At 71.1% G+C, this 22090-nt stretch carries 21 protein-coding genes and 2 tRNA genes; 15 read left to right on the forward strand and 8 right to left on the reverse strand.

Annotated features, from left to right (window positions below; genetic code table 11):
- Positions 1 to 88: 88 nt before the first annotated feature.
- The 3 genes from LCN96_RS03005 to LCN96_RS03015 all read right to left on the reverse strand — a co-directional run bounded on the left by LCN96_RS03005 (position 89) and on the right by LCN96_RS03015 (position 3904).
- Entirely contained in the window at positions 89 to 1003 is a 915-nt protein-coding gene (locus tag LCN96_RS03005; RefSeq protein ID WP_225271056.1) for a COG1470 family protein, read from the reverse strand.
- 66 nt (positions 1004 to 1069) lie between these two features.
- Positions 1070 to 2596 carry a purple acid phosphatase family protein gene (locus tag LCN96_RS03010; RefSeq protein WP_225271057.1) on the reverse strand — a complete coding sequence of 509 codons (1527 nt, stop codon included), beginning with the start codon at positions 2594 to 2596 and terminating at the stop codon, positions 1070 to 1072.
- 105 nt (positions 2597 to 2701) lie between these two features.
- Positions 2702 to 3904: a HupE/UreJ family protein gene (locus LCN96_RS03015; RefSeq protein WP_225271058.1), complete on the reverse strand. Its 1203-nt coding sequence runs from the start codon at positions 3902 to 3904 to the stop codon at positions 2702 to 2704.
- Positions 3905 to 4103: 199 nt separating this feature from the next.
- On the opposite strand from LCN96_RS03015, the gene LCN96_RS03020 reads away from it, so the two are divergent.
- Positions 4104 to 4763 carry a type 1 periplasmic-binding domain-containing protein gene (locus tag LCN96_RS03020; RefSeq protein ID WP_225271059.1) on the forward strand — a complete coding sequence of 220 codons (660 nt, stop codon included), beginning with the start codon at positions 4104 to 4106 and terminating at the stop codon, positions 4761 to 4763.
- Between the two features lie 124 nt (positions 4764 to 4887).
- Here the strand turns inward: LCN96_RS03020 and LCN96_RS03025 are convergent, their stop codons facing one another.
- The 3 genes from LCN96_RS03025 to LCN96_RS03035 are packed head-to-tail and all read right to left on the reverse strand — an operon-like array spanning position 4888 to position 7099.
- A complete protein-coding gene (locus tag LCN96_RS03025) occupies positions 4888 to 5391 on the reverse strand; it encodes an NUDIX hydrolase (RefSeq protein WP_225271060.1) in 504 nt (167 codons plus the stop codon).
- A gap of 42 nt (positions 5392 to 5433) precedes the next feature.
- Complete coding sequence (locus LCN96_RS03030; protein ID WP_225271061.1) at positions 5434 to 6177, reverse strand: ABC transporter permease; 744 nt, start codon at positions 6175 to 6177, stop codon at positions 5434 to 5436.
- Positions 6158 to 7099 (reverse strand): ATP-binding cassette domain-containing protein, encoded by a 942-nt coding sequence (locus tag LCN96_RS03035; protein ID WP_225271062.1) that lies wholly within the window; start codon positions 7097 to 7099, stop codon positions 6158 to 6160. Before LCN96_RS03035 ends, LCN96_RS03030 begins: the two co-directional genes overlap by 20 nt.
- A 415-nt stretch (positions 7100 to 7514) precedes the next feature.
- Between LCN96_RS03035 and LCN96_RS03040 the strand changes: the two genes are divergently transcribed.
- The 4 genes from LCN96_RS03040 (at position 7515) to LCN96_RS03055 (ending at position 9471) form a co-directional block, all read left to right on the forward strand.
- A complete protein-coding gene (locus tag LCN96_RS03040; protein ID WP_225271063.1) occupies positions 7515 to 8477 on the forward strand; it encodes a GH25 family lysozyme in 963 nt (320 codons plus the stop codon).
- 45 nt (positions 8478 to 8522) lie between these two features.
- The gene (locus LCN96_RS03045) at positions 8523 to 9044 is read left to right on the forward strand and encodes a C40 family peptidase (protein WP_225271064.1); all 522 of its coding nucleotides are present in this window, start codon (positions 8523 to 8525) and stop codon (positions 9042 to 9044) included.
- A gap of 84 nt (positions 9045 to 9128) precedes the next feature.
- The gene (locus LCN96_RS03050) at positions 9129 to 9359 is read left to right on the forward strand and encodes a transposase (RefSeq protein WP_225271065.1); all 231 of its coding nucleotides are present in this window, start codon (positions 9129 to 9131) and stop codon (positions 9357 to 9359) included.
- Between the two features lie 39 nt (positions 9360 to 9398).
- Positions 9399 to 9471, forward strand: a tRNA-Thr gene (locus LCN96_RS03055).
- Between the two features lie 25 nt (positions 9472 to 9496).
- On the opposite strand, the gene LCN96_RS03060 is transcribed toward LCN96_RS03055, so the two are convergent.
- On the reverse strand, positions 9497 to 9718 hold the full coding sequence (locus tag LCN96_RS03060; protein WP_225271066.1) for a hypothetical protein: 222 nt from the start codon (positions 9716 to 9718) through the stop codon (positions 9497 to 9499).
- A 160-nt stretch (positions 9719 to 9878) separates the two neighbouring features.
- On the opposite strand from LCN96_RS03060, the gene pstS reads away from it, so the two are divergent.
- The 10 genes from pstS to LCN96_RS03110 all read left to right on the forward strand — a co-directional run bounded on the left by pstS (position 9879) and on the right by LCN96_RS03110 (position 19219).
- Positions 9879 to 10913, forward strand: a complete 1035-nt coding sequence (gene pstS / locus LCN96_RS03065; RefSeq protein ID WP_225271067.1) for a phosphate ABC transporter substrate-binding protein PstS — start codon at positions 9879 to 9881, stop codon at positions 10911 to 10913.
- 133 nt (positions 10914 to 11046) lie between these two features.
- Positions 11047 to 13692 carry a hypothetical protein gene (locus tag LCN96_RS03070; RefSeq protein WP_225271068.1) on the forward strand — a complete coding sequence of 882 codons (2646 nt, stop codon included), beginning with the start codon at positions 11047 to 11049 and terminating at the stop codon, positions 13690 to 13692.
- The gene (locus LCN96_RS03075) at positions 13689 to 14579 is read left to right on the forward strand and encodes a DUF2778 domain-containing protein (RefSeq protein ID WP_225271069.1); all 891 of its coding nucleotides are present in this window, start codon (positions 13689 to 13691) and stop codon (positions 14577 to 14579) included. Before LCN96_RS03070 ends, LCN96_RS03075 begins: the two co-directional genes overlap by 4 nt.
- Before the next feature lie 199 nt (positions 14580 to 14778).
- Positions 14779 to 14852, forward strand: a tRNA-Met gene (locus LCN96_RS03080).
- A 71-nt stretch (positions 14853 to 14923) separates the two neighbouring features.
- Positions 14924 to 15088 carry a 50S ribosomal protein L33 gene (rpmG, locus tag LCN96_RS03085; protein WP_019632658.1) on the forward strand — a complete coding sequence of 55 codons (165 nt, stop codon included), beginning with the start codon at positions 14924 to 14926 and terminating at the stop codon, positions 15086 to 15088.
- 205 nt (positions 15089 to 15293) lie between these two features.
- Complete coding sequence (locus LCN96_RS03090) at positions 15294 to 15743, forward strand: MaoC family dehydratase N-terminal domain-containing protein (protein ID WP_225271070.1); 450 nt, start codon at positions 15294 to 15296, stop codon at positions 15741 to 15743.
- 1 nt (position 15744) lies between these two features.
- Complete coding sequence (locus tag LCN96_RS03095) at positions 15745 to 16173, forward strand: MaoC family dehydratase (protein ID WP_225271071.1); 429 nt, start codon at positions 15745 to 15747, stop codon at positions 16171 to 16173.
- Between the two features lie 91 nt (positions 16174 to 16264).
- A complete protein-coding gene (locus LCN96_RS03100; RefSeq protein ID WP_225271072.1) occupies positions 16265 to 17335 on the forward strand; it encodes a glycosyltransferase family 2 protein in 1071 nt (356 codons plus the stop codon).
- Positions 17336 to 17383: 48 nt separating this feature from the next.
- Positions 17384 to 18421 (forward strand): UDP-N-acetylmuramate dehydrogenase, encoded by a 1038-nt coding sequence (locus tag LCN96_RS03105; RefSeq protein ID WP_225271073.1) that lies wholly within the window; start codon positions 17384 to 17386, stop codon positions 18419 to 18421.
- 228 nt (positions 18422 to 18649) lie between these two features.
- On the forward strand, positions 18650 to 19219 hold the full coding sequence (locus LCN96_RS03110; RefSeq protein WP_225271074.1) for a TMEM165/GDT1 family protein: 570 nt from the start codon (positions 18650 to 18652) through the stop codon (positions 19217 to 19219).
- On the opposite strand, the gene LCN96_RS57065 is transcribed toward LCN96_RS03110, so the two are convergent.
- Positions 19220 to 22075: an ATP-binding protein gene (locus LCN96_RS57065; RefSeq protein WP_311132200.1), complete on the reverse strand. Its 2856-nt coding sequence runs from the start codon at positions 22073 to 22075 to the stop codon at positions 19220 to 19222.
- Between the last annotated feature and the right edge of the window lie 15 nt (positions 22076 to 22090).

Consider the following 22090-nt stretch of genomic DNA (forward strand, 5'->3'; position numbering starts at 1 on the left):
GGGGTCTTGCCGCAAGCCCCCGGTTGCGCTATACGTTGAGAGTGGCGGGGGAGCGTTTGTTCCCGCGCGCCCTCTTCCCGGGCTCCCATCAGCGCGACGCCCGCCTTCTTCTCAGCGCGACGAACGCGGCCACGAGCCCGCATCCGGCGGCGATCGCCGGCAGCGCCCATCCCCACGAGACGCCCCAGGCCGAGGCCGTGGCCCGCACGGCGGCGAGCGGGGCGATCGAGTTCGAGGCGTCCGTGAGCAGCGGGACGACCTCGATCGTGCCCGTCAGCCGCAGCACGGGCGTGACGCCGTGCACCGGCACGGACACCTTCCAGCTCTCGCCGGGCAGGAGCCGCGGCGAGTCGCCGATCCGACCGGCGCGGACGCCGGAGACCGACACCGCCTGGCGGGCGGCGAGAACGGCGTTGCCGGTGTTGCGGATCGTGTACGTGACGGTGGCGTCCCCGCCGCCCGCGTAGCCGACCCGGGGGTCCTCCACCGACAGGCGGGGCCTGAGCTCGCCACCGACGCGCAGCCTGATCCTGATGCCCCGGCGCTCGCCGCTCCCGGCCGGAGCCGTGACGACGCCGCCGAGGTACTCGCCGGGCGCGGCGCCGGGCGGCAGGGTGAGCGTGAACGGCACCTCGACGCTCCCGCCCGCCGGGACCGTGACGTCGGGGCGGGACGGGCGGACCCACGCGCCCACCGCCGCCGACCGCGCACCCTGGGCGAGCAGGTCGAGCCGGCCGTCCTCCGTGGTGAAGGCGTCGGCGGCGTACACCGACAGGCGCAGCGGCGCGGTGCCGGGATTGGCGATCACGAGCCCGTCGGTGAGGCTGCCGCCGGGGTCGAGGGTGTAGCCGTAGTTCCGCCGGTCGGCGCCGAAGTCGTTGGCGGCGGTGCGTACCGTCCACGCGGTGCCGGCCGCCGCGGGCGCCGCCCCCAGCCCCGCGAGGCCGAGTACGGCGAGCAGCGCCACGGCGGCGGCCCGGCGGGCGGTGGTGGTGAGCGGCATGGGGTGATCCTCGCGAGTGACGGAACGGGTGGCGGGGTGGCTGCGGTCCACCCCACCGGGGGCGCGCTACTGGAGCCAGGAGGACTGGCTCACGCCGGCCTGGTGACCGTGGTGGCCCTTGTCGTCGTACGGGCGGATGACCACCTTGTCGACGGCGGAGCCGACGGGCTGGGCGGCGCTCGCCCCGCTGCCGGGGCCGCACCAGGACTCCTGGCCCAGCTCGACGGCGGCGTTGGGCGCGGCGCAGGTGCCGCTGCGCAGGTTCTCCACGACCAGCTTGTCGTCGCGGACCTGCACCTTCACGTACGTGCGGACGTGCTCCTGGTTCTCGACCGAGTTGGCCCAGTGGCTCTTGGGGTTGAGCGGGTCCGGGCCGTAGTCCGGGTCCTTGGCCGGGTTCGGGGCGGTGAGGTCGTAGTACTTCGAGCCGGAGGCCGAGTTGGCGGTCACGTAGATGACGCCGCCGGGGCCCTGGGTGACCTGGGCGGCGCCGGGCTGCTCGGCCGGGTTCGGCTTCTGGCCGTTCTTGATCAGATAGCTGCGGGTGTAGGCGTGGTCGTGGCCCTGGAGGACCAGGTCGACGCCGAGGCTCGAGAAGGCGGCCGGGAAGTCCTTGCGGCGCTGGATGTTGTCGCCGTCGTTGGCGTGGCTGGCCGGGGAGTAGATCGAGTGGTGGTAGACGAGCACCGTGTACCTGGCGTCGTCGCCGTGCTCGTCGATGACCTTGGTGACGTAGTCGATGTGCGCGGCGTCGGCGCCGCCGGCGTAGGCGTTGCTGTTCAGGTCGATGAACAGGACGTCGTTGTACTCGTACCAGTAGTCGCCGCCGGACCTGGTGGCGGCGTCGCCGTTGTAGTACGCGGTGGAGCGGTCGGTGTTCGGCGTCCAGAAGTGCTGCTCGTAGGCCTTGCCGCCGACGTCGTGGTTGCCGATGGTGGCGGCCCACGGGTACTGGCGCAGCTTGTCGGGGGCGAGGAACGCGTTCCACTGGGTCTCGTTGTTCGCGCTCTCCACCTGGTCGCCGCCGGAGACCAGCAGCGCGGCCGCCGGGTTGGCGGCCAGGGCGACGTTCAGGGTGTCGGCCCAGCCGGCGCCGTCCCTGGCCGTGTCGCCGGAGGCGCCGATCTGCGGGTCGCCGAAGAACAGGAAGTCGAAGTCGCCCTTGAAGTCCTGCGTCTGGAAGGAGTAGGTGGGCGACCAGCTCCCCTCGTGGCCGACGCGGTAGGAGTAGGAGGTCTTCTTCTTCAGGCCGTCGATCGTGGCGTGCGCGTTGTAGCCGCCGTTGACGGTGTTCGCGGTGAGGGTGGCCGCGAAGGTGGTGGCGTGCTTGTCGAACTGGCCGTGCTTCAGCTTGGCGGTCGGTACGACCTGGACCAGTTGCGGGGTGTCGGTCGAGGAGTACCAGGACACGGCGCGCTGCGACTCGTTCGCGCCCACACCGAGGATGATGCCGGTGAGCGTCGTGGAGGTGTCAGCATGAGCGACCGCGCCGCTGCCGAGCACCGCGGTGATGCCCATGACAGCGGCGGTGGCCCCCATGGCCACCCGGCGCCGGACCGATCCCCGGCCCTGTGTCCGATTTTCGAACTTCATCGGGTTCCGTCCATTTAAGGAGTGTTAGAGAGCTTTGTCACGGTTTCGGGAGTCGATGGACCGGAGGTGAACACGTCGTGGCGCCTGGCGGAAGAGGTGATGAGGTCAGCCACCGAGCAGGCGCTGCGCGAACCACACCAGCCCCATCACGGACACCCCGGCCGCGATCGCCCCGGTCGTCCACAGCCCGGCGACGGGCCTGCGCCGCCGCACCACGGCCAGCAGCGGGAAGACGACCACGATGATCGCCAGCTGCACGGCCTCGATGCCCACGTTGAACACCACCAGCGACCACAGCAGCGTCCACGACAGCGGCTGGTCGATGCCCAGCGCCGCGGCGAAGCCCAGGCCGTGCACCAGGCCGAAGCAGAACACCACCGCCAGCCGCGTCCAGCCGGCCCGGTCCAGGCTGAGGTGGCCGGCCCGGCCGAGGTCGGTGGCCTGCGAGCGCCGCCGCCAGAGCCGCCACAGGTGCCAGCCCGCCACGACCGCGATCGACAGCGCGATGACCGGCTCCACGAACGACGCGGGCACCTCCACCAGGCCCAGCGCGGCCAGGACGAACGTCACCGAATGGGCCAGCGTGAACGTGGTCGCCGCCAGCACGATCTCGCGCAGGCGGCGCGAGCCCGCGATGAGCGCCAGCAGGAACAGGAGGTGGTCCAGCCCGGTGAGCAGGTGCTCGGCCCCGAGCACGAAGAACTCACCGAAGCGCTCGGCCCACGACTGCCGCGTCGAGAGCGACGGCCGCCTGGCGTCGAGCGCGGCGCCGCCCGAGGTCAGGTCGAGCTCGTAGGTGACCACCGTCTTGGTGTCGCGGACGTACTCCTCCGTGTCGGGGAACAGCCCGCTGCGCACCTCGTGCGCCTCGGCCGCCGGGCAGCGGTGGTCGAGGACCAGCAGCGCGTACGGGACGCCGTCGCGCTGCTCGACCGTGAAGCCGCCGTCCCTGGCGGGCGGGCACGCCTCGCCTCCGGCGGTGACGGCGTAGCGGGCGGTCACGTACGCCAGGACGGAAGCCGCGTGGGCGTCGAGCGCGGCGGCCTGCCGGGCGGTGTCACCGGACTCGAACGCCGCCGTGCCGTCGCGGAAGAGGGGCTCGTCGTGCTGGGCGTCGGCGGCGGAGACGACGAGCAGGTCGTACTCCAGCGCGAGCGCGGAGCGGACGTGGCCGGTCCCGGGCGAGGTGAGCCCGACGTAGACGGTCGAGGTGAACCCGTGGGCGAGGACGGGGGCGGCGCTGAGCAGGACGGCCACGGCCGCGGCGGCGACGACGGCACAGAGACGACGCCGAGCGGCGTGGAACATGTGACTCCTTCACGTTGGCCCACGCAATCTGCTCGGCCTCGATGAACGAACGCCGACTCGCACGCGAATCATCGATGAACCACGCAGGGCGAAAATAACTCGCATATCTACTGATAGGTCGCAATGGGGTAGAAATTAGGCGCACTTCAGTCGCGCGAGGTCAGGCCCTCGTGCCCGCCATCCCGGAGGACGATCTCCCATGCGCTCCCGGCTGCTGGCCGCGGCAGCCGCGGTCGCCGTACTGACCGGCGGATGCGGCGCGGGCGACGACTGGTCGCGACCGCACGAGAAGCCCACCCCTGCCGGCACGCTCGGCGCCGGGTTCCACGACCCCGCCACCCCGCCCTCGCCGGAGGCCACGATCACGCCGCGCCCCGGCTCCTGGGACGAGGTCGGCCCGCCCTCGGGTTACCGCGTGGTCCTGCTGACCACGGGGCAGGACGCCCAGACCAGGACGCTGGTGGACGCGGTGACGCAGTGGGCGCAGGCCGAGGACGTCAGCCTCAGGACCGTCACGGCGGCGGCGCCGGAGGAGTTCGTCGAGCGCATCACCGACGCGATCGACCTTGAGCCCGATCTCGTCATCAGCGCGGGCAACGCGCTCGTGGACCCGCTGGCCCTGGTCTCCGCCAGCCACCTCGACCAGCAGTTCCTCGTGGTCGGCGCGGAGCTGGCCGAGCCCACGGAGAACGTCACGGCCGCCGACTGGACCGGCGCGTCGTTCCGCGGTGAGGGGCTCGGCATGTCCTCGGCGTACGACCCGGCCACCTTCACCCCCGAGCGCGCGGGCCGCGCCGTCAGGGCGGGCGTGGCGGCCGTGCTGAACGGGCTGACCGGCATCGTCGTCTGGCTCGGCTGACGGTCCTCGCCGCTTCGCCGCTTGACGGCCCGGACGGGCCCACGCTCGGGGCTGACATCGAGGGTTCGCCGGCCGCACCGTACGGGCGGGCGAGGGGCAGCACGCTCTACCGGCGCATCCCCCCTCACCCCGCCAGCAGGCCGAGCCAGGTGCGATCCGGGCAGACGCGCTCGACCTCGGCCCGCGAGAGCCAGCCGGCCCGGGTGCTCTCCGAGCCGGCCGGTGGCCGCGTCGGCGCGCCGGAGCCCGGCAACGCCGCGCGGAACATCGCCATGTACGCCAGCGCCGGATAGCGGTAGCCCGCGGGCGGCGGCTCCAGCAGCTCGATGCGCTGCCACGCGAAGATCGACAGGTCGGCGGCCGGCAGGCGCAGGCCGGTCTCCTCGTGCAGCTCCCTGGCCGCAGCCTCGGCCAGGGACTCGCCCGGCTCCACGTGGCCGCCCGGGATGTCCCAGCCGCGGCCCTCGCGGTCGACGCACGTCATCAGCGTCCGGCCGCCGGCGTCCGACACGAACGCGAACGCCGACGTGGTCCGCTCCGCCGGTGGGAGGGAGTCGGACAGGATCACGTCAAGGCGGTGTGCCACCGGGATCCAGGGCACCGTCCACGTCGACACCACAACAGTCATCGGCCCACTGTGGTGGCGACGGGAAAGGCCTGTCAAAACGGCTCAGACACCCCGGCGCAGGGCCCGGTTGCCCAGGTAGAGGCCGATCGCGGCGATGGCGCAGGCGGTGGCGGTGCCGTACAGGATGGAGGGGTCGGTCAGGTTCCCCGCGAACAGCGCCCGCTGCGCGTCCACGATGTAGGTGACCGGGTTGACCTGGCCGAGCGCCCGCAGCCACCCCGGCGCGGTCTCCAGCGGGAGCAGCACCCCCGAGAGCAGCAGCAGCGGGAACATGATCGACTGGCTGACGACGTAGAACAGGGTGCCGCCCGGAGCCGACTTGATGGCCAGCACGAACGACAGCGCCCCCAGCCCCACGCTGAAGACCAGGAGCTGCGCCAGCGCTCCCAGGACGCCCGCCAGGTGCAGCTCGAAGCCCAGCGGCAGGGCCAGCGTGATGATCAGCACCGCCTGCACGAGCAGGGTGAGCATGGCCTTGACGCTCTTGCCGACCAGCATGGCCGTGCGGTTCAGCGGCGTGACCATCAGGCGCTCCATCGCGCCCCCGATCAGCTCGACCAGCAGCGTGTAGCCGGCGCTCATCGGCCCGGTCAGGCACATCATCACCAGGATCCCGGGCACGAACCACTGCCACGACGAGCCGACCGCCCCGTCCAGCAGCGACCCGAACAGGAACAGGAACAGCAGCGGCTGCCCCATGTCGAACAGCAGCCCTGCCGGGTTGCGCAGGCTGGGCTTGAACTCGCGGGAGAAAACGGTGGTCGTGTCACGCAGGAACGTCGTCATCGGTGAGGCTTCTCCCAGTCAGGGTGAGGAACACGTCGTCGAGGGTCGGGCGGACGGTCTCGGCGGTGACGACCTTGATGCCGGCGGCGTCCAGCGTCCGCAGGTAGTCGGGCAGCGCGGCGGTCGCCTTGGCCACCCGCAGGCGGACGGTGAGGCCGTCGGCGGTGCCGCCGCCGATCCCGGCGGCCGTCTCCGCCTCGCGCTCGGTGCCGGTGGTGATGACGATGTGGTCGCCGGCCAGCTCGTTCTTGAGCTGCTCCGCCGTGCCGTCCGCGATGATCCGGCCGCCGTCGATGATCACCACCCGCTCGGCCATGCTGTCGGCCTCCTCCAGGTAGTGGGTGGTCAGGAACAGGGTGGTCCCGTACGTCTCGCGCAGGCGCAGGATGTGCTCCCAGATCTCCGCGCGGCTCTTGGGGTCGAGCCCGGTCGAGGGCTCGTCCAGGAACAGCAGGTCGGGGCGGTGGATGAGGCCCAGGGCGATGTCCAGGCGGCGGCGCTGGCCGCCCGACAGGGTGCCGGGCAGGCGCTTGGCCATCGGCGCCAGGTCGAGCAGGTCGAGCAGCTCGGCGGCGCGGGCGGCGGCCTCCCTCGGGCGCAGGCCGTAGCAGCGGCCCTGGGTGACGAGCTCGTCCCGGACGAGGAAGTCCTCGCCCGCGCTGTTGCGCTGCCCCACGTACCCGATGCGGCCCCGCACCCCCGCCGGGTCGGTGGCCACGTCGTGGCCGGCCACCGTGGCGCTGCCCGAGGTGGGCGGCAGGAGGGTGGTGAGCATGCGCAGGGTGGTGGACTTGCCCGCGCCGTTCGGCCCCAGGAACGCGACGAGCTGGCCCGCCTCCACATCGAGGTCGATGCCGCGCACGGCCGGCACGCTCTCCTTCTTCACTTTGAACACTCGGGTCAGTCCCCGGGCGTGGATCATGGTCGCCCTCCTCCGGGCATGGCGAAGAAACCCCTGGTCGGGGGCGCTTTCTTGGATCGCACCCAGTTTGTGCAGCTCGGGGGAGGTTTGGCAAACGCGAATGTCGCGTTCATAAACCCGTCTGACCTGCGTGAACGCCGTCGTGAGCGGTGGTGCTGACGTGGCCGTTTTCAGGGTGCTGAAGTGCGGCTTTCCTCCGCCGGCTGAGATTTTTTCCGCCCGGGCGGGCGTCGAGCCGGGCCCGCGCGTGCGCCCCCTGGCGCTCGGGCGGCCCCGTCTTTCGGGTCGGAACCGTCTTTCGGGTCGGAACGTCGCAGGATATTGATATTCCCGGACTTGCGGAATTGTGTACGGCTCCGCAATGATCTCCGGCGTGAAACGTCTCCTGTTATTCGCGGTAATCGCTACGGTCGGCATGACCGGGGTCGCCCAGGCGGCCGACGGAGTGCCCGGTGTGGACGTCAGCAACTGGACGGGCGACATCGACTGGGCGAGCGTTGCCGCAGGAGGCGGGAAATTCGCGTTCGTGCAGGCCACCGAGGGTACCGACTACACCAACCCGCGTTTCGGCGCCCAGTACGACGGCGCCGCGGCGGCCGGGCTCGTCCGGGGCGCGTATCACTTCGCGCAACCGCACGAAACCGATGGGACAGCGCAGGCCGAGTATTTCCTGCAGCACGGCGGCAACTGGGTGAGCGACGGCCGGACGCTGCCCGGGGTGCTCGATATCGAGGACAATCCGTACAAGGACACGAACGGCAAGAACAACTGTTACGACCTGTCCGTCGAGGACATGGTCGGCTGGCTCAAGGCCTTCACGAAGAAGTACTACGAGGCCACCGGGCGGCACGCGATCATCTACACCACCACGAGCTGGTGGCAGACGTGCACGGGGAACTCGACGAAGTTCAAGTCCAACCCCCTCTGGCTGGCCCGCTGGGGCAGCGATCCGGGTGAGCTGCCGAAGAGCTGGAAGAAGTACACGTTCTGGCAGTCGGCCGACAAGGGGCCGCTGGTCGGCGGCGGGAACACGTTCAACGGCTCGGATTCCCAGCTCGCCACCCTGGCCAACCCGCCGGCCTCGGTGAGCGTGTCGGGCCGGGCCAGGAACAGGAAGACGTACACGGTCACCATCAAGAACACGGGGCCGCACCCCGTCAAGGACGTCAAGCTCTCGGGGAAGGCGTTCGGCGGGCAGAGCGTGGTCCGGGCGCCCGGCTGCGACTTCAGCGGCACGGCGGTGCGCTGCACGCTCGCCGAGCTGCCGCGCGGGCAGAGCAAGACCTTCACGATCACCACCAAGCCCAGGAAGTCGACGGGCACCGTCGGCCTGTACGTGGCGGTCGGTACGGTGAAACTCACCCTCAAAGCCCGATAAGAGGCAGGATGAATCCCAGGAGCGGAACTCTTGGGAGGACATGGGATGAGGCGGCGGTTAGCCCTCGCGGCCGTGCTGCTCCTGCTGACCGCCACGGCCTCCGTGCCCCTGGGCCTGTCCATGCCGCCGCTGATCGTGCGGATCGCCTACGAGCTTGAGCAGCGCGACATCGTGTACTCCTGGGGCGGTGGCCACGCCGCCGCCCCCGGGCCCTCCAAGGGCACCTGCAGGGGCTACCGGGGGCGGATCAAGCCCTGCCCGGCGGCCAGGACGCGCGGGCTCGACTGCTCCGGCTTCGCTCGGTGGGTGTACGCGCTGGCGCACGGTCAGGACGTGCTGGGGCCGGGCAACACCGACGACCACGTCCGCAGGATGCGCCGGGTCTCCTCACCCCGGCCGGGGGACCTGGTGTTCTTCGGGAAGATCACCAAGAGGTCGGTCAGGACCCATCACGTGGGCGTCTACCTGGGCGGCGGGAAGATGATGAACGCGCCCGAGACCGGGGCCGTGGTGCGGGTCGACGAGATCGGCCGCAAGAAGGGCTTCGCCGGGTTCTACCGGTACTGACGCCGCCATCCGTGCCGATTCGGTATGCCTGTAACGCCTGTGGCGGGGCAAAAATGAGAGACCCCGCGGCTAATGTGTGCCGCTATGGACAGGCGATGGGTAGGGCTCGACGGCTACGAGGTCGTAGTCGCGGTGCGCGCGGGGCGGCAGGTGCTCCGGGTGCGCAGGAACGGGTGGCTGGTCGCTGACTGCACCTCCGTGGCCGAGGTGGCCAGGCACGTTGACCTGGCGGATCTCTGCGAGGTGGTCGAGCTGCCCGCGCGGCGGCGGGAGGCGGCGGCTGTGGCGGCCGGATCGAGTTCGCATCATCGCTGAGTGCCGTGTATGGTTACACCTGTCCGCAGCGCCGGACAGGCCCCTATAGCTCAGTCGGCAGAGCGTCTCCATGGTAAGGAGAAGGTCAACGGTTCGATTCCGTTTGGGGGCTCGCACTTCACGCCCGGCCCGGGAGATCACGGGGTCGGGCGTTTCGCGTTCCGGGGGTCACTCGGCGGCCGGCGGGTCCGTTTGCGCCACCACTGCACGAGCGCCGAGACGCCGGGCGCGGCCGTGGTGCCGGTGCCGGCCTGAAGGGCCTCGACCACGTCCCACCGCACCAGGAACGCGCCCACCACCAGCACGCTCCAGATGATCGCGGCGGCGAGCGCCCAGCCGAGCAGTTCGACCGGGCTCAAGCGCTGCTCCCCATGGCGGGGGGTGTAGCGATCGGTCCCGCATGGCGGATCTTGCCCGTTCCGGTCCCGAGTTTTGAGCCGCGACTGATCCACCACGCCCCGCCAGGTCCATAGCCTGGGCCCAATGGCAAGGTCAACCTGGATCGCCGCAGCGGCCGTCGTGGCCGCCGTCGCCGTGGCGCTGGGAGTCGCCCTGGCGAGTGGAGCGCTGCTGCTCGGCGGCCACGAGGAGCGCCGGAGCCCGCCGGTCACCGATTCGGTGCGGGGATCGGGCTCGACGGCGCAGAAGGGCGCGATGGACGCCTGGCGGGCCGACTTCGCGCGGATGCACCCCGGGCTGCTCGTGACCTACGACGCCAACGGTTCCGGGGCCGGGATCCGCGACTTCATCGCCGGCCGCAGCGCGTTCGCGGGCTCGGACGTCCCGCTGAGCCGTGAGGAGCAGGCGCTGGCCGACCGGCGTTGCGGTGGTCGTGCCGTGCACCTGCCGATGGTGGTCGGTCCGATCGCGCTGGCCTACAACCTGCCGTCCGTGCCGGAGCTGAAGCTCTCGCCCGCCACCCTGACCGGCATCTTCAGCGGGCGCATCACCCGGTGGGACGCTCCGGAGATCGCCGCGGAGAACCGTGGCAGCAGCCTGCCGGGCGCCTGGATCCGGGTCTTCCACCGTTCCGACGACTCCGGGACCACGCACAACTTCCTGTCCTACCTCAAGGCGGCCGGCCGCTGGCCGCACCAGGCGGCCAGGAGGTGGAACGGCGCGGGGGAAGGGGTGGACAGCTCCAGCGGAATGGCACAGGCCGTCGCGCACAGCCGGCATTCGATCGGATATGTGGAATACGGCTTCGCCAGCAGTGCGCGGTTGAAGGTGGCGGAAATCAAGAATGCGGCGGGGGAGTTCGTGGCGCTTTCGCCCGAGAGCGCGAGCAAGGCGTTGAAAGGGGCGCGGCGGACCGGCCGGGGGGACGATCTCGTGGTGCGCATCGATTATCGGACCAAGGCGGCCGGTGCCTATCCGCTCATCCTCGCGACCTACGAGATCATCTGCGGGCGGGGCAACGATCCGCTGGTGCTCACCTTTCTCGGCTACACCGCGAGTGATGCCGGGCAGTCCTTCCTCTCCTTGTACGGTTACGCGCCGCTGCCCGACGACCTGCTCGTCGAAGTGCGCACGCGGCTCGGCGGCATGTCCTGAGTATTTTCGATATATCCCGCCATGGTGGGGCGAATGGCATAAAAGAATTTGCTGGATTTTGGGTTCCGGCATATTTACCATTGACCAGCGCGGCGCCGTCCGGGGTTCGCCGTGAAAGGGCTGGGAGGGAAATATGGCGACGCACCCGGTGCTGGAGAATTCCGCGAGGGAAGTGCTGAAGGGCACCCTCGTCCCGGTGCGCGTCTCCGCGCCCGGTGACGCGGGCAGCGGTGCCATGGTCAAGCGGGGCGCGCTGCGGCAACTGGAGCTGTCGTCCGGTGACGTGGACGCCGTCCTGGGCCGGCTCCAGCAGGGGGCGGAAAGCGCGCAGGCGGCGGGCTCCGCGCCGGGGCTCTCCGCGACGACGATCGAGGTGCTCAGAGGCGTCGAGTCCGCCGGGCCCGCCGGGGCTGCCGAGGCGGCCGGGCGCCGAGCCGCGACCGAGGCCGCGCGGCTGTCCGAGGCCGACGTCGCGCGCCTGCCCGCGGCCGAGTTGGCGCGCTTCGCCGAGACGCTCGTCGAGGTGCGGGCCGAGCGCCTGCGCGAGGCGCCCGGCGTGCCCGCCGCGCAGGCGCTGAACGCGGCCGTCGTGGCGCTGCGCGGCCTGGTGGCGGCCATCGGCACGCCACCTGTAGGCATGCTCAACCTCGAACGCATCGAGATGGTCCCGATCGGCATCCAGCGCGGCGAGCTGGTCTCCACGATCCCCCTGGCGCCCGGCGAGGAGACGGCGGTCACGCACAAGGAGTGGTCGGTGACCTCGAAGGAGTTCACCACCATCGTCACCGACGCCATGGAGGAGATCAGCGAGACCGGCGTCACCGACAACACCGACCTGGCCCAGTCCACGTCGTCGCAGAGCCAGCACTCCAACCAGTTCAACATCACCGGAACGGTCCAGGGGGGCATCCCGATCATCTCCGGTTCGAGCACGACGGGCTTCACCGCCCAGGACTCCGAGTCCGAGTCCGCCACCGAGAGCATCAAGCACGCGCGGTCCACGACCCAGAAGGCCTCCTCGCGCTCGCGGCGCGAGCACAAGGTGACGATCTCCACGACGACGGTCACCGGCACGTCCGAGACCTCGACGCGGGTGCTGAAGAACACGCAGCGCGACCCGATCCGGATCGACTACTTCAGCCTCATGCGCAAGTGGCGCGTGCGGCTCTACCGCTACGGGCTGCGCCTGACCTACGACCTGGTGGTGCCGGAGCCGGGCGCGGCGATGCGGCGCGCGTACGCCGAGCTCGACCGGCTGCGCGCGCAGCAGGGCCCCTTCGAGTTCACCGTCAAGCTGTCGGAGGTCGACCTGACCCCGGTCGACGCCGAGGGCAGGCCCGCCGAGGAGGGCATGGCGCGCTACCTGTGGCTGGGCGAGCACTTCGGCGTGGCGGTGCGGCGCCACCCCGACGACCCGACGCCGCTGACGCCGAGCGCCCACGTCCTGACCAGCGGCGGGTGGTGGTTCCTCGACCTGGAGTTCGAGGTGCCCGCCGGCACGTGGATCCGCGAGATCCTGCTGAACGCGCAGATCGGCAAGGACGACGAGGACGCCAAGCTGAACTTCGACGTCATCGGCGCCCAGACCGAGCCGTCGTGGAGCGGCAGGGGCGACCCGCTGATCCTGCGCGACCACAGGATCATGGCGGTGGGCGGGCGCGCGCCCTACCTGGAGCACTACACCGGCCGTCAGAAGATGACCTTCTTCACCCACCACGCCGAGGACGTGTACGTCGGCCTCACCGTCCACCGGCAGCCGACGCCCGAGGCGATCGAGCAGTGGCGCGTGGAGGTCTGGAACACCCTCCACAACGCCGCCCAGGCGAGGTACTACGCGCGCCAGGAGGAGATCGCGGCCCGCATCGCGGTCATCGAGGAACGGCTGTCCGGCGTCGACACCCTCACCCTGCGCCGCGAGGAGAGCGACGAGATCATGAAGAGCGTGCTTAGGTTCGTGCTCGGGCCGGAGTTCGACTTCATGCCCGACGACGTGCTCAAGGCGTTCGTCGCGGCCGGGGTGGATCTGGAGCACGGCGTCGGCTTCGACGGCTCGGCCCTGGGGCTGAGCGCCGAGCAGTGGACGACCCTGCGGCGGCACGAGGACGTCGTCCGCTTCGTCAACCAGGCCATCGAGTGGGAGAACGTGGTGACGTTCCTCTACTCCTACTTCTGGGACGTGCCGCCGAGCTGGCCGTTCATCCGGCAGTTGCGCCACGCCGACCCCAGCAGGCAGGCGTTCCTGCGCGCCGGCAGCGCGCGGATCGTGCTGACCGTGCGCAAGGGCTGGGAGGAGCGCTGGATGCGCTTCGCCGAGGGCGGCTCGATCGGCGCGCAGATCCCCGAGGAGTACCTGACGATCGCGCAGGAGATCGCCGCGTACGACGACCGCAACTATCCGGGCATCCCCCCGGCGAACCCGGGCAGGTCGGCCGTGCACCTGGCCGACTCCGTCCACACGACGTCATCCGCCGACCTGGCGCCCAGCACCAAGCCGGTGAACATCAAGATCGCGAGCAGCGCGGGCTTCGTGGCCGGGCTGCCGGTGCTGATCGACGCGCACGACGAGCGGGGGCTGCAGGAGGCGCAGATGGTGACCGCGATCCCCGACGCGACCCACCTCACGGTGGCCCGCCTCGACCACGCCCATCACGGCTCCCGGCAGCCGGTGCCGGTGCTGCAGCCGGGCGAGAAGGGCGCGCTCATCGCCGAGTGGAACGAGTACACCCCCTCGTCCGGCACGGACATCGCGGTCACGTCCAACCTCACCTCGATCGCGTGACCGCCTACTTCTGCTTCCACGGCGAGCCTGCCGTGCGCCTGTCGCGGCTCACCCTGGGCGTCGGTGAGGAGTCGCGCGCCGTGATGTGGCGGGGCGAGGGGCCCGACGACCCCGTGCACAGCGCCTTCTTCTTCTACGACTACGCCAAGCTGCTCATGGACGAGGTGGGCTCCTCGGCGGGGCCGCCGCGCGGGTACTTCCGGCTGCTGCGGTTCACCGGGAGGACGCCGGGGGCCTGGCGGTTCGAGGCGATGCACGTGCCGCGTACCGGCCCCTCCCTCCCGCTCGGCCGGCTCGACATCGACGTGCGCGAGCCGGCCACGCTCGACGCGGACCTGCTCTACACCGGCAAGTACCTGCTCTGGCAGCGATCCGTGCCGCCGGCGCTCGGCGCCAAGGCCCCGCTGCTGTTCCACGCCACCTCGGGGCTGAAGGGGTTGCAGGTCGGCATGTTCCAGTCCAGCAAGGACCAGGGGCCGCTGCCGGAGGGCCTGTACTCCTTCCTCACGCACGTCAACCCGCGCCAGAGCTCCGTCGAGGCGGCGAACAAGCGCGAGGACGCGCTCACCAACAAGGAGGAGGGCATCGAGTTCCTGCCCGTGGGCGGCAACGGGCCGGTCGACACCAACTGGGGCACCATGCGCGTGCGGCTCACGCCGCTGAGCGGCAACATGTACGGCCGCGGCGGCTTCTACCTGCACAACTCCCACAAGGGCCACAGCATGGGCTGCGTGGAGGTGGGCCCGTCCACCGACGGGCTCGACTTCTTCTCCGCGCTGCTCATCCACGCGGGCAGCCCGAGCCGCAAGCCGAGGATGACCCTGAGGGTGAAGTACTCCTTTCCCGAGCAGACGACGCTGGGCAAGACGCTCACCTCCGGCGGATGAGGGGTGATGTGCGCCTGATCGGCGGCGCTGCTACGCTGATGCCCCCTCGTGCGGGGCGGCAGCGGGGGCTGTCGCTGTTTTGATTTCGATTGTCGGGGGTTCCTGAGGCATACTGGGAGCACCCCACCTGACCGGGTGAGTTACGAATGTGCTCACCGTGTCGGGTATCCTCTACGGGCCGGGCCCTTTCCGGCTCAAAGGCGGAGTAGCTCAGTCAGGCAGAGCAAACGGCTCATAATCGTTGTGTCGCCGGTTCAAGTCCGGCCTCCGCTACTGCCCCAACCCAGGTCGCCAGGCCTGGGTACGGGCGTGTCCATGTCCCGAACGTAGAAAGGCACTCCCAAGTGGCTGCCACCGACGTTAGGCCGAAGATCACGCTGGCCTGCCAGGAGTGCAAGCACCGCAACTACATCACGCGGAAGAACCGGCGCAACGACCCGGATCGGCTTGAGCTGAAGAAGTACTGCCCCAACTGCCGCTGCCACCGCGCGCACCGCGAGACCCGATAGGGCCTCCGGGCAGGGCTTCTGCCCTCCTACAGACAGATCGCACAACCGGCGTCCCCTAGCAGGGCGCCGGTTCGTCGTGTTTGCGGGGGTTTCCGCACCGCGCATGTCCCGGGCAAAAAGCAGCCCATCCCCAGCGACAGCCGAACCTTGTTCTGTTAGCGTCGGCCCCATCAGCGCTGGGACGGAGACATGCGAGGGAGCAGCGATGGCCTTGAACCGTGACTTCGTGGGCAGGACCTATCCGCCGAGTGCCCCGTACGAGGTCAGCAGGGTGAAGATCAAGGAGTTCGCGGCGGCGATCGGCGACAACAACCCGCTCTACCGCGACAGGGAGGCCGCCCAGGCCGCCGGGTACCCCGACGTGATCGCGCCGCCCACCTTCCCCATCGTCTTCAGCCTGCAGAGCGGCGGCGAGGCGCTGGTGGACCCCGACCTGGGGCTGAACCTCGCCATGGTGGTCCACGGCGAGCAGCGGTTCGAGTACGTGCGGCCCGTCCACGCCGGCGACGAGCTGGTCATGACGTCCACCATCACCGACATCCGCACGGCCGGGCGCAACGAGCTGCTGACGGTCAGGAGCGAGGTCCGGACGGTGCAGGGCGAGCCGGTGTGCGTGACGTACAACACGATCGTCGAGCGTGGAGGGGCCGGCTGAGATGACTGCCACGGTGCGGTACGACGAGGTGGAGGTCGGGCAGGAGCTGCCGGCCGCGGAGTACAACGTGCGGCGGGTCAACCTGGTGATGTACGCGGGCGCGTCGGGCGACTTCAACCAGATCCACTGGAACGAGCGCTTCGCCAAGATGGTCGGGCTGCCCGACGTGATCGCGCACGGCATGTTCACGATGGCGCAGGCCGGGCGGTTCGTCACCGACTGGGCGGGGGATCCGGGGGCGGTGGTGGACTTCGGGGTGCGCTTCTCCTCGATGGTGGTCGTGCCCGACGACGACCGCGGGGCGACGATCTCGGTGAGCGGGGTGGTGGAGGAGAAGCTGGAGGACAAGCGGGTGGTCGTCGGGCTCACCGCCAGGGCCGGCGACGCGAAGGTGCTGTCCAAGGCGCGGGCCGTGGTGCAGCTCTCGTGATAAGACGGGCGGCTCGCGGGTAGCGCGTGTCGGTATGAGTGATGCTGCGCGACAGGTTTGGCCGACGGTTCGATCGATCCCCGTTTCCGCAGTGACCGATGCCAGGCCGCCCGCCCAGCTGCGGCCCGCGCGGCTCGAAGGCGTGGCGGGCGGCACGGGCACCGGGCGCGACACCGCGGGCGGCGGCGGGCGGGCGCCCGGGGTGGGCACGGCGGGCACCCCGAAGCCCAAGGGGGCCGCAGCCCGGCCCGAGGGCGAGCACGCCAGGATGAACCCCGCCGCCGAGCTGGGCTTCTCTGGCGATCCCGGGCAGCACGGCGACCCGGGCGACCAGATGTTGCACGCCCAGCGCGTCTGGGACGGCACGCTGGCCACCAACCGGCTCGACGAGCTGGGGGTCAACAGCGAGCGGCAGCGCGTGGAGACCAAGGACGTCACGGTCGGCGTGGGGCTGCTGGTGGACGGCTGGCCGGGCGACGTGCGGCGGTGCCTGCAGTCCGTCATCGACCACACGCAGGCGCGGGTCCTCGCCCTCGACCTGGGGAACGTGGACGGCGCCGGAGACGTGCTGCGCGACTTGGCCGAGCGGTACCCGGAGCGGATCACCGCCTGGCACGTCGCCGAGCAGCCGCACTGGCGGGGCGGCACCGCGACCTGGGGCGAGGGCAGGGCCAAGCTGCTGCGGCTGGACGAGTCCGAGGTGCACGTGCTGATGGACACGGACGTGGCGCTGGCGGGCGACGCGCTGACCCCGCTGGTGGCGGCGGTCGTGGAGGGCGCGGTGGCGGCGGGCTGGCAGGGCCTGGAGCCGTCGGACGGCGCCACGGAGCAGACGAGCATCGGCATCATGCCGCAGTGGCGGGAGGGGCCGGGCGGCACGGGGCCGGAGTGGCGGCAGGCGGGCCCTGGCAAGGTGCGGGCGCTGACCGGAGGGCTCGTCGCCGTGCGCCGCGCCCAGGCGATCAACGCGCTGCCCGAGGACGCCTGCTACGGCGCCTACGCCGATCTGGAGCTCTCGCTGGCCCTGCGCGGCGACCTGGTCGTGCCCGACGAGCCGCCGCCCGTCGAGCCGCTGGGCCGGCACGAGGTGCCGTCCGGCTACCTGGACCGGGAGTCCCGGCGCAACTACGACGGGGTGCTGCGCATGCTGAGTGCCTCCTGAGCACGACGGGGTGCTGCGCATGCTGAGTGCCTCCTAAGCTAGTTGCCCATGGAGATGCTCGCGCCGTACACCACGCTGCGCCTGGGCGGGCCCGCCCGTGACTTCGCCGAGGCGACCTCGGCGGAGCAGCTCGTGTCCCTGATCGCCGAGGCCGACATGAACGGCGTCCCCACGCTGGTGCTCGGCGGGGGCAGCAACCTGGTGGTGGCCGACGAGGGCTTCGACGGGCTGGTGATCAAGGTCGCCTCCGAGGGCGTGGCCGTCTCGCGCGACGGCGAGCAGGTCGTGCTCGTCGTCGAGGCGGGCGAGGACTGGGACCGGCTGGTCGCCCGCGCGGTGGCCGAGGGCTGGTCCGGCATCGAGTGCATGTCCGGGGTGCCCGGCCTGGTGGGCTCCACCCCCATCCAGAACGTCGGGGCGTACGGGCAGGAGGTCGCCCAGACCATCAGGTGCGTGCGGGCCTACGACCGGCGCACCCGGCAGGTGATCGACCTGGAGGCGCGGCAGTGCGGCTTCTCCTACCGCGACAGCCTCTTCAAGCGCGACCTGTCCAGGTACGTGGTGCTGGCGGTGACGTACGCGCTGGACCTGTCGGAGCTGTCGGGCCCGCTGGCGTACGAGGAGCTGGCCCGCAGGCTGGGCACCGAGGCGGGCGGCCGGGTGCCGCTCGCCGGGGCCCGTGCGGCCGTCCTGGAGCTGCGCAGGGGCAAGGGCATGGTGCTCGACCCCGGCGACCCCGACACGCGCAGCGCGGGCTCGTTCTTCACCAACCCGGTGCTCACGCCGGAGCAGGCGGCGGAGCTGGCCGTGCGCGCGCCGGGGCATCCGAGCTGGGCGCTGCCCGGCGGGCTGGTCAAGGTGCCCGCGGCGTGGCTGATCGAGCAGGCGGGCTTCCCGAAGGGATACACCCGCGGCCCCGTCCGCATCTCGACCAAGCACACGCTCGCCCTCACCAACCCGGACGGCACCGCCACCGCCGCCGACCTGCTGGCCCTGGCCAGGGAGGTGCGTGACGGGGTGCGCGAGAAGTTCGGGGTCACGCTGGTCAACGAGCCGGTGCTGGTCGGCTGCGACCTCGGGGAATAAGCACCCGGGCGGGGCTGTTATGGTGGTTCGGAATTACCGAAGGGGAGTAGTCCCAATCGCGTGATCGACACACTGGCGCCTCCGGGCGCCCGGTCACGCGGGCCTTCTGAGCGGGCGGACGAGACCTTCGGCCTGGCAGTCATGACTAAGACGCTGCCGGGCCGAAGTCGTGCCCGAAAATCTCTCCCCGGGTGCCTGCTTCCGGCCTGGCCGCGCGGAAGAGGACCGTTGGAAGCGTTCTGGATCAGCACCGTCGCCATCTTCGTGGCCGAACTCGGTGACAAGAGCCAGCTCATGGCGATGACGTTCGCCACCCGTTTCAAGGCGTGGACCGTGATCCTCGGCATCACGATCGCCACGGCCGTGGTGCACCTGCTCAGCGTCGCGCTGGGCGGGCTGGTCGGCGACTGGCTGCCCACCACGGCGATCTCCATCGTGGCGGGCCTGGCCTTCCTCGGCTTCGCCGCGTGGACGTTGCGCGGCGACGAGCTGAGCGAGGACGAGTCCAAGAAGGCCCAGCGCACCACCAGGAACGCCCTGATCGCGGTGACCGTGGCGTTCTTCCTGAGCGAGCTGGGCGACAAGACCATGCTGGCCACCATCACGCTGGCGACCCGCTACGATGACTGGTTCGGCACGTGGATCGGCTCGACGGTGGGCATGGTGGCGGCCGACGCGCTGGCCATCCTGGTGGGACGGCTGCTGGGCAAGCACCTGCCCGAGAAGGCCATCAAGTACGGCGCCGCCACCGCGTTCGCCGTCTTCGGCCTGATCCTGATCGCCGAGGCGATCTTCTAGCTAGGACAGGAGCGAGAGCCGGTGGGCGGCGGCCGCGGCCTCACCGCGCGTGGTGACGCCGAGCTTGGCCAGGATGTTCGACACGTGCACGCTCACCGTCTTCGCCGAGATGAACAGCTCGGCCGCGATGTCCCGGTTGGTGCGCCCCTGGGTGACCAGGCGCAGCACCTCCAGCTCGCGCGGCGTGAGCAGCTCGGACGGCTCCTGCGCCGGCTGGAGCCCGCCGCCCACCCGGCGCGACAGCGCCTCGATCTCGGCGACGAGCGGGGCCGCAGCCAGCGCCTCGGCCAGCGGGAGCGCCGCCTTCAGCCGGGTGGCCGCGCCCTCCCTGTCACCCTCACGGGCGGCCACGCCGGCCGCCCGCAGCAGGGCCTTGGCCTGGTTGTGCGGGCGCCTGAGCCGCTCCCAGGCCGCCGCCGAGGCGTCGAAGTCGCCGGAGTACGACAGCCGGTACGCCTCCACGACCGGCCCGTTGACGGTCAGCCCGGCGGCCACCTCGGCGGCCTGCCTGCGTACCGCCTCGGTACGCGCCGGCTCGACGTCCTGGGCGGCGTCGCAGACCACGCGGAGCAGGGCGAGCAGCCGCCAGCCGAGCATGGCCTTGCTCGGCTGCCGGGGGCGGGTGAGCACCCGCTCCGCCTCGTCCAGCGCGGCCACGGGGTCGCCCGTGGCCAGCCGCCAGCCGATGCGCAGGCGGGCGTTGTTGACCAGGTCCTGGACGAACTCCTCCTGGTGGTCCTTGAACACACCGATCTCCGCCAGCAGGCCCTCGACGAGCTGCAGCTCGCCTCTGGCCATGGCGATGTCGGCGCGCACGCGCAGCAGGGCGAGCCGGTGGCGCAGGACGGGGCCGTGGCTGAGGGCGCTCTCGACGATCTCGATGGCCTCGTCCCAGCGGCCGAGCACCTCCATCGCCTCGGCCCAGTTGTTGGCGATGAACAGGCCGCTGCCGCGCAGCCGGCCGTACTTCTTGGCGATGCCGTAGCCGTCCTCGGCCAGGCGCAGGGCCTCGTCCTCGCGGCCCATGTCGAGCAGGGCGTCGATGGTGTTGGCGATCGCCCGGGTGATCAGGCGCGGGGAGTTCTCCTGCCTGCCGATCTTCAGCGCCTGCTCGTTCAGCGCGACCGTGTTCTCGGTGTCGCCGTTGAAGGAGTGGCCGAGTGCCTGGTTCATCAGCAGGTCGGCTTCGAGGCAGCGGTCGCCGTACTGCCTGGCCAGGCGCAGGCCCTCGACGATGAGCTCGCGGGCCTCCTCGATCTTGCCGCGCAGCATCAGGTGACGGCTCAGCGTCATGACGACGTTGGCCCGTTCGAGGCTGTCGCCGGGGACGAGGCAGAGCGCGTGCCGGAGGTCGTCGATGACGCCGCTCTGGCCCTTGGAGTTCTTGCACGCGGACCGGCGCACGATGAGCTCGGCCACCCGCTCGGGCTCCCGGGTCTCGTCGAGCTGCGACAGCGCGGCCTTGACGAACCTGACGACCTTGTCCACCTCGCCACCGGCGTGCGCGGCCTCGGAGGCGCGCTCCAGCACGGCGGTGTGGTCGGCGCCGATCAGCTCGGCGGCGTCGGGCACCCGGTCCCAGAGCATGAGCACGCGCTCCAGCAGCGGGACGGCCTCGGTGTAGGCGTACGCCTTGAACGACTTCTGCGCCGCCTCCCAGGCCGAGGTCAGGGCCCACTGGTCGTTGCGGGCGCCGTACCAGTGGTGGGCCAGCTCGACGGCGGCCCGGCCGGGCGGCACCAGCCTGCGGTCCTTGGAGATCTCCTCGGCGAACCTGGCGTGCAGGCGCTGGTGCTCCCCGGGCAGCAGCTCGTCGTGCACGGCCTCGCGGATGAGGGAGTGCCGAAAGGCGTAGGCGCGGTTGTCGGCGATCTGCAGCACGTTGCGCGCGATGGCGGGCCGCAGTGCGGCCTCCAGGTCGAGGTCGGACAGGCCGCTGACGGCCGCCAGCAGCGTGTGGCCGACCCGGATGCCGCCGGCGGCGGCCACGCGCAGCACGCGCTGGGTCTCCTCGGGCAGCCGCTCGACGGTGCCGAGGATGAGGTCCTGCATGGAGTCGGGGAAGGTGCAGTCGACGCCGCACTCCAGCAGGGCCTCGACGAACAGGGGGATGCCCTCGCTGCGCTCGTAGACCTTCTCGACGGCGCCGTACTCGGAGGTCTCGCCGAGGATCGCGGTCATCTGCTGGGCGACCTCGTCGCGCGACAGGCGGGGCAGGTCGAGCCGGTGCACGCCGTTGACGCGGCCCAGCTCGGCCAGGACGGGCCTGAGCGGGTGCTGGCGGTGCAGGTCGTCGGAGCGGTAGGTCATGACCATCAGGGCCTGCGGGGCGTGCAGGTTGCGGCTGAGGAAGGCGATGAGGTCGCGGCTGGAGCGGTCGGCCCAGTGGATGTCCTCGATGACGAGGACGGTGGGGCGGCTGTCGGCGAGGCGTTCGAGGAGGGTGAGGAACTGCTCGAACAGGCGCGCGCGGCCGGTGTCGGTCTCGCCGTCGCCGTTGGGCTCCCCGAACTCGGGCAGCAGCCTGGCCAGGTCGCGTTCGGCGCCTTCCGGCAGCAGCGCCGCGACGGCGGCGGGGCCCTGCTCGCGGACGAGCTGACGGAGCGCGGCGGTGAAGGGCGCGTACGCCAGGCCCTCGGTGGACAGCTCCACGCAGCCCCCGAAGAGCACGTGGGCGCCGTCGGCGGCGCACTGCTCGGCGAACCGCTGCACGAGCCTGGTCTTGCCGACGCCGGCCTCGCCCCCTAGCAGGACGGCCGTCGCGGTGCCCTTCCTGGCCTCGGCGAAGCTCTCGGACAGAGCCGCCAGCTCCTCTTCCCGCCCGACGAAGACGGGACTGACAGATCGTCCCCGCATGTCGTCCAGCATGTC

It is taken from the genome of Nonomuraea gerenzanensis (genome assembly GCF_020215645.1).
In the GTDB taxonomy this organism is placed as follows: domain Bacteria; phylum Actinomycetota; class Actinomycetes; order Streptosporangiales; family Streptosporangiaceae; genus Nonomuraea; species Nonomuraea gerenzanensis.

What these genes read in the sequence shown, in the direction of transcription:
- LCN96_RS03005 (WP_225271056.1), bottom strand. Translation starts at nt 1,003, where the DNA reads ATGCCGCTCACCACCACCGCCCGCCGGGCCGCCGCCGTGGCGCTGCTC.
- LCN96_RS03010 (WP_225271057.1), bottom strand. Translation starts at nt 2,596, where the DNA reads ATGAAGTTCGAAAATCGGACACAGGGCCGGGGATCGGTCCGGCGCCGG.
- LCN96_RS03015 (WP_225271058.1), bottom strand. Translation starts at nt 3,904, where the DNA reads ATGTTCCACGCCGCTCGGCGTCGTCTCTGTGCCGTCGTCGCCGCCGCG.
- LCN96_RS03020 (WP_225271059.1), top strand. Translation starts at nt 4,104, where the DNA reads ATGCGCTCCCGGCTGCTGGCCGCGGCAGCCGCGGTCGCCGTACTGACC.
- LCN96_RS03025 (WP_225271060.1), bottom strand. Translation starts at nt 5,391, where the DNA reads ATGACTGTTGTGGTGTCGACGTGGACGGTGCCCTGGATCCCGGTGGCA.
- LCN96_RS03030 (WP_225271061.1), bottom strand. Translation starts at nt 6,177, where the DNA reads ATGACGACGTTCCTGCGTGACACGACCACCGTTTTCTCCCGCGAGTTC.
- LCN96_RS03035 (WP_225271062.1), bottom strand. Translation starts at nt 7,099, where the DNA reads ATGATCCACGCCCGGGGACTGACCCGAGTGTTCAAAGTGAAGAAGGAG.
- LCN96_RS03040 (WP_225271063.1), top strand. Translation starts at nt 7,515, where the DNA reads ATGACCGGGGTCGCCCAGGCGGCCGACGGAGTGCCCGGTGTGGACGTC.
- LCN96_RS03045 (WP_225271064.1), top strand. Translation starts at nt 8,523, where the DNA reads ATGAGGCGGCGGTTAGCCCTCGCGGCCGTGCTGCTCCTGCTGACCGCC.
- LCN96_RS03050 (WP_225271065.1), top strand. Translation starts at nt 9,129, where the DNA reads ATGGACAGGCGATGGGTAGGGCTCGACGGCTACGAGGTCGTAGTCGCG.
- LCN96_RS03070 (WP_225271068.1), top strand. Translation starts at nt 11,047, where the DNA reads ATGGCGACGCACCCGGTGCTGGAGAATTCCGCGAGGGAAGTGCTGAAG.
- LCN96_RS03090 (WP_225271070.1), top strand. Translation starts at nt 15,294, where the DNA reads ATGGCCTTGAACCGTGACTTCGTGGGCAGGACCTATCCGCCGAGTGCC.
- LCN96_RS03095 (WP_225271071.1), top strand. Translation starts at nt 15,745, where the DNA reads ATGACTGCCACGGTGCGGTACGACGAGGTGGAGGTCGGGCAGGAGCTG.
- LCN96_RS03105 (WP_225271073.1), top strand. Translation starts at nt 17,384, where the DNA reads ATGGAGATGCTCGCGCCGTACACCACGCTGCGCCTGGGCGGGCCCGCC.
- LCN96_RS57065 (WP_311132200.1), bottom strand. Translation starts at nt 22,075, where the DNA reads ATGCGGGGACGATCTGTCAGTCCCGTCTTCGTCGGGCGGGAAGAGGAG.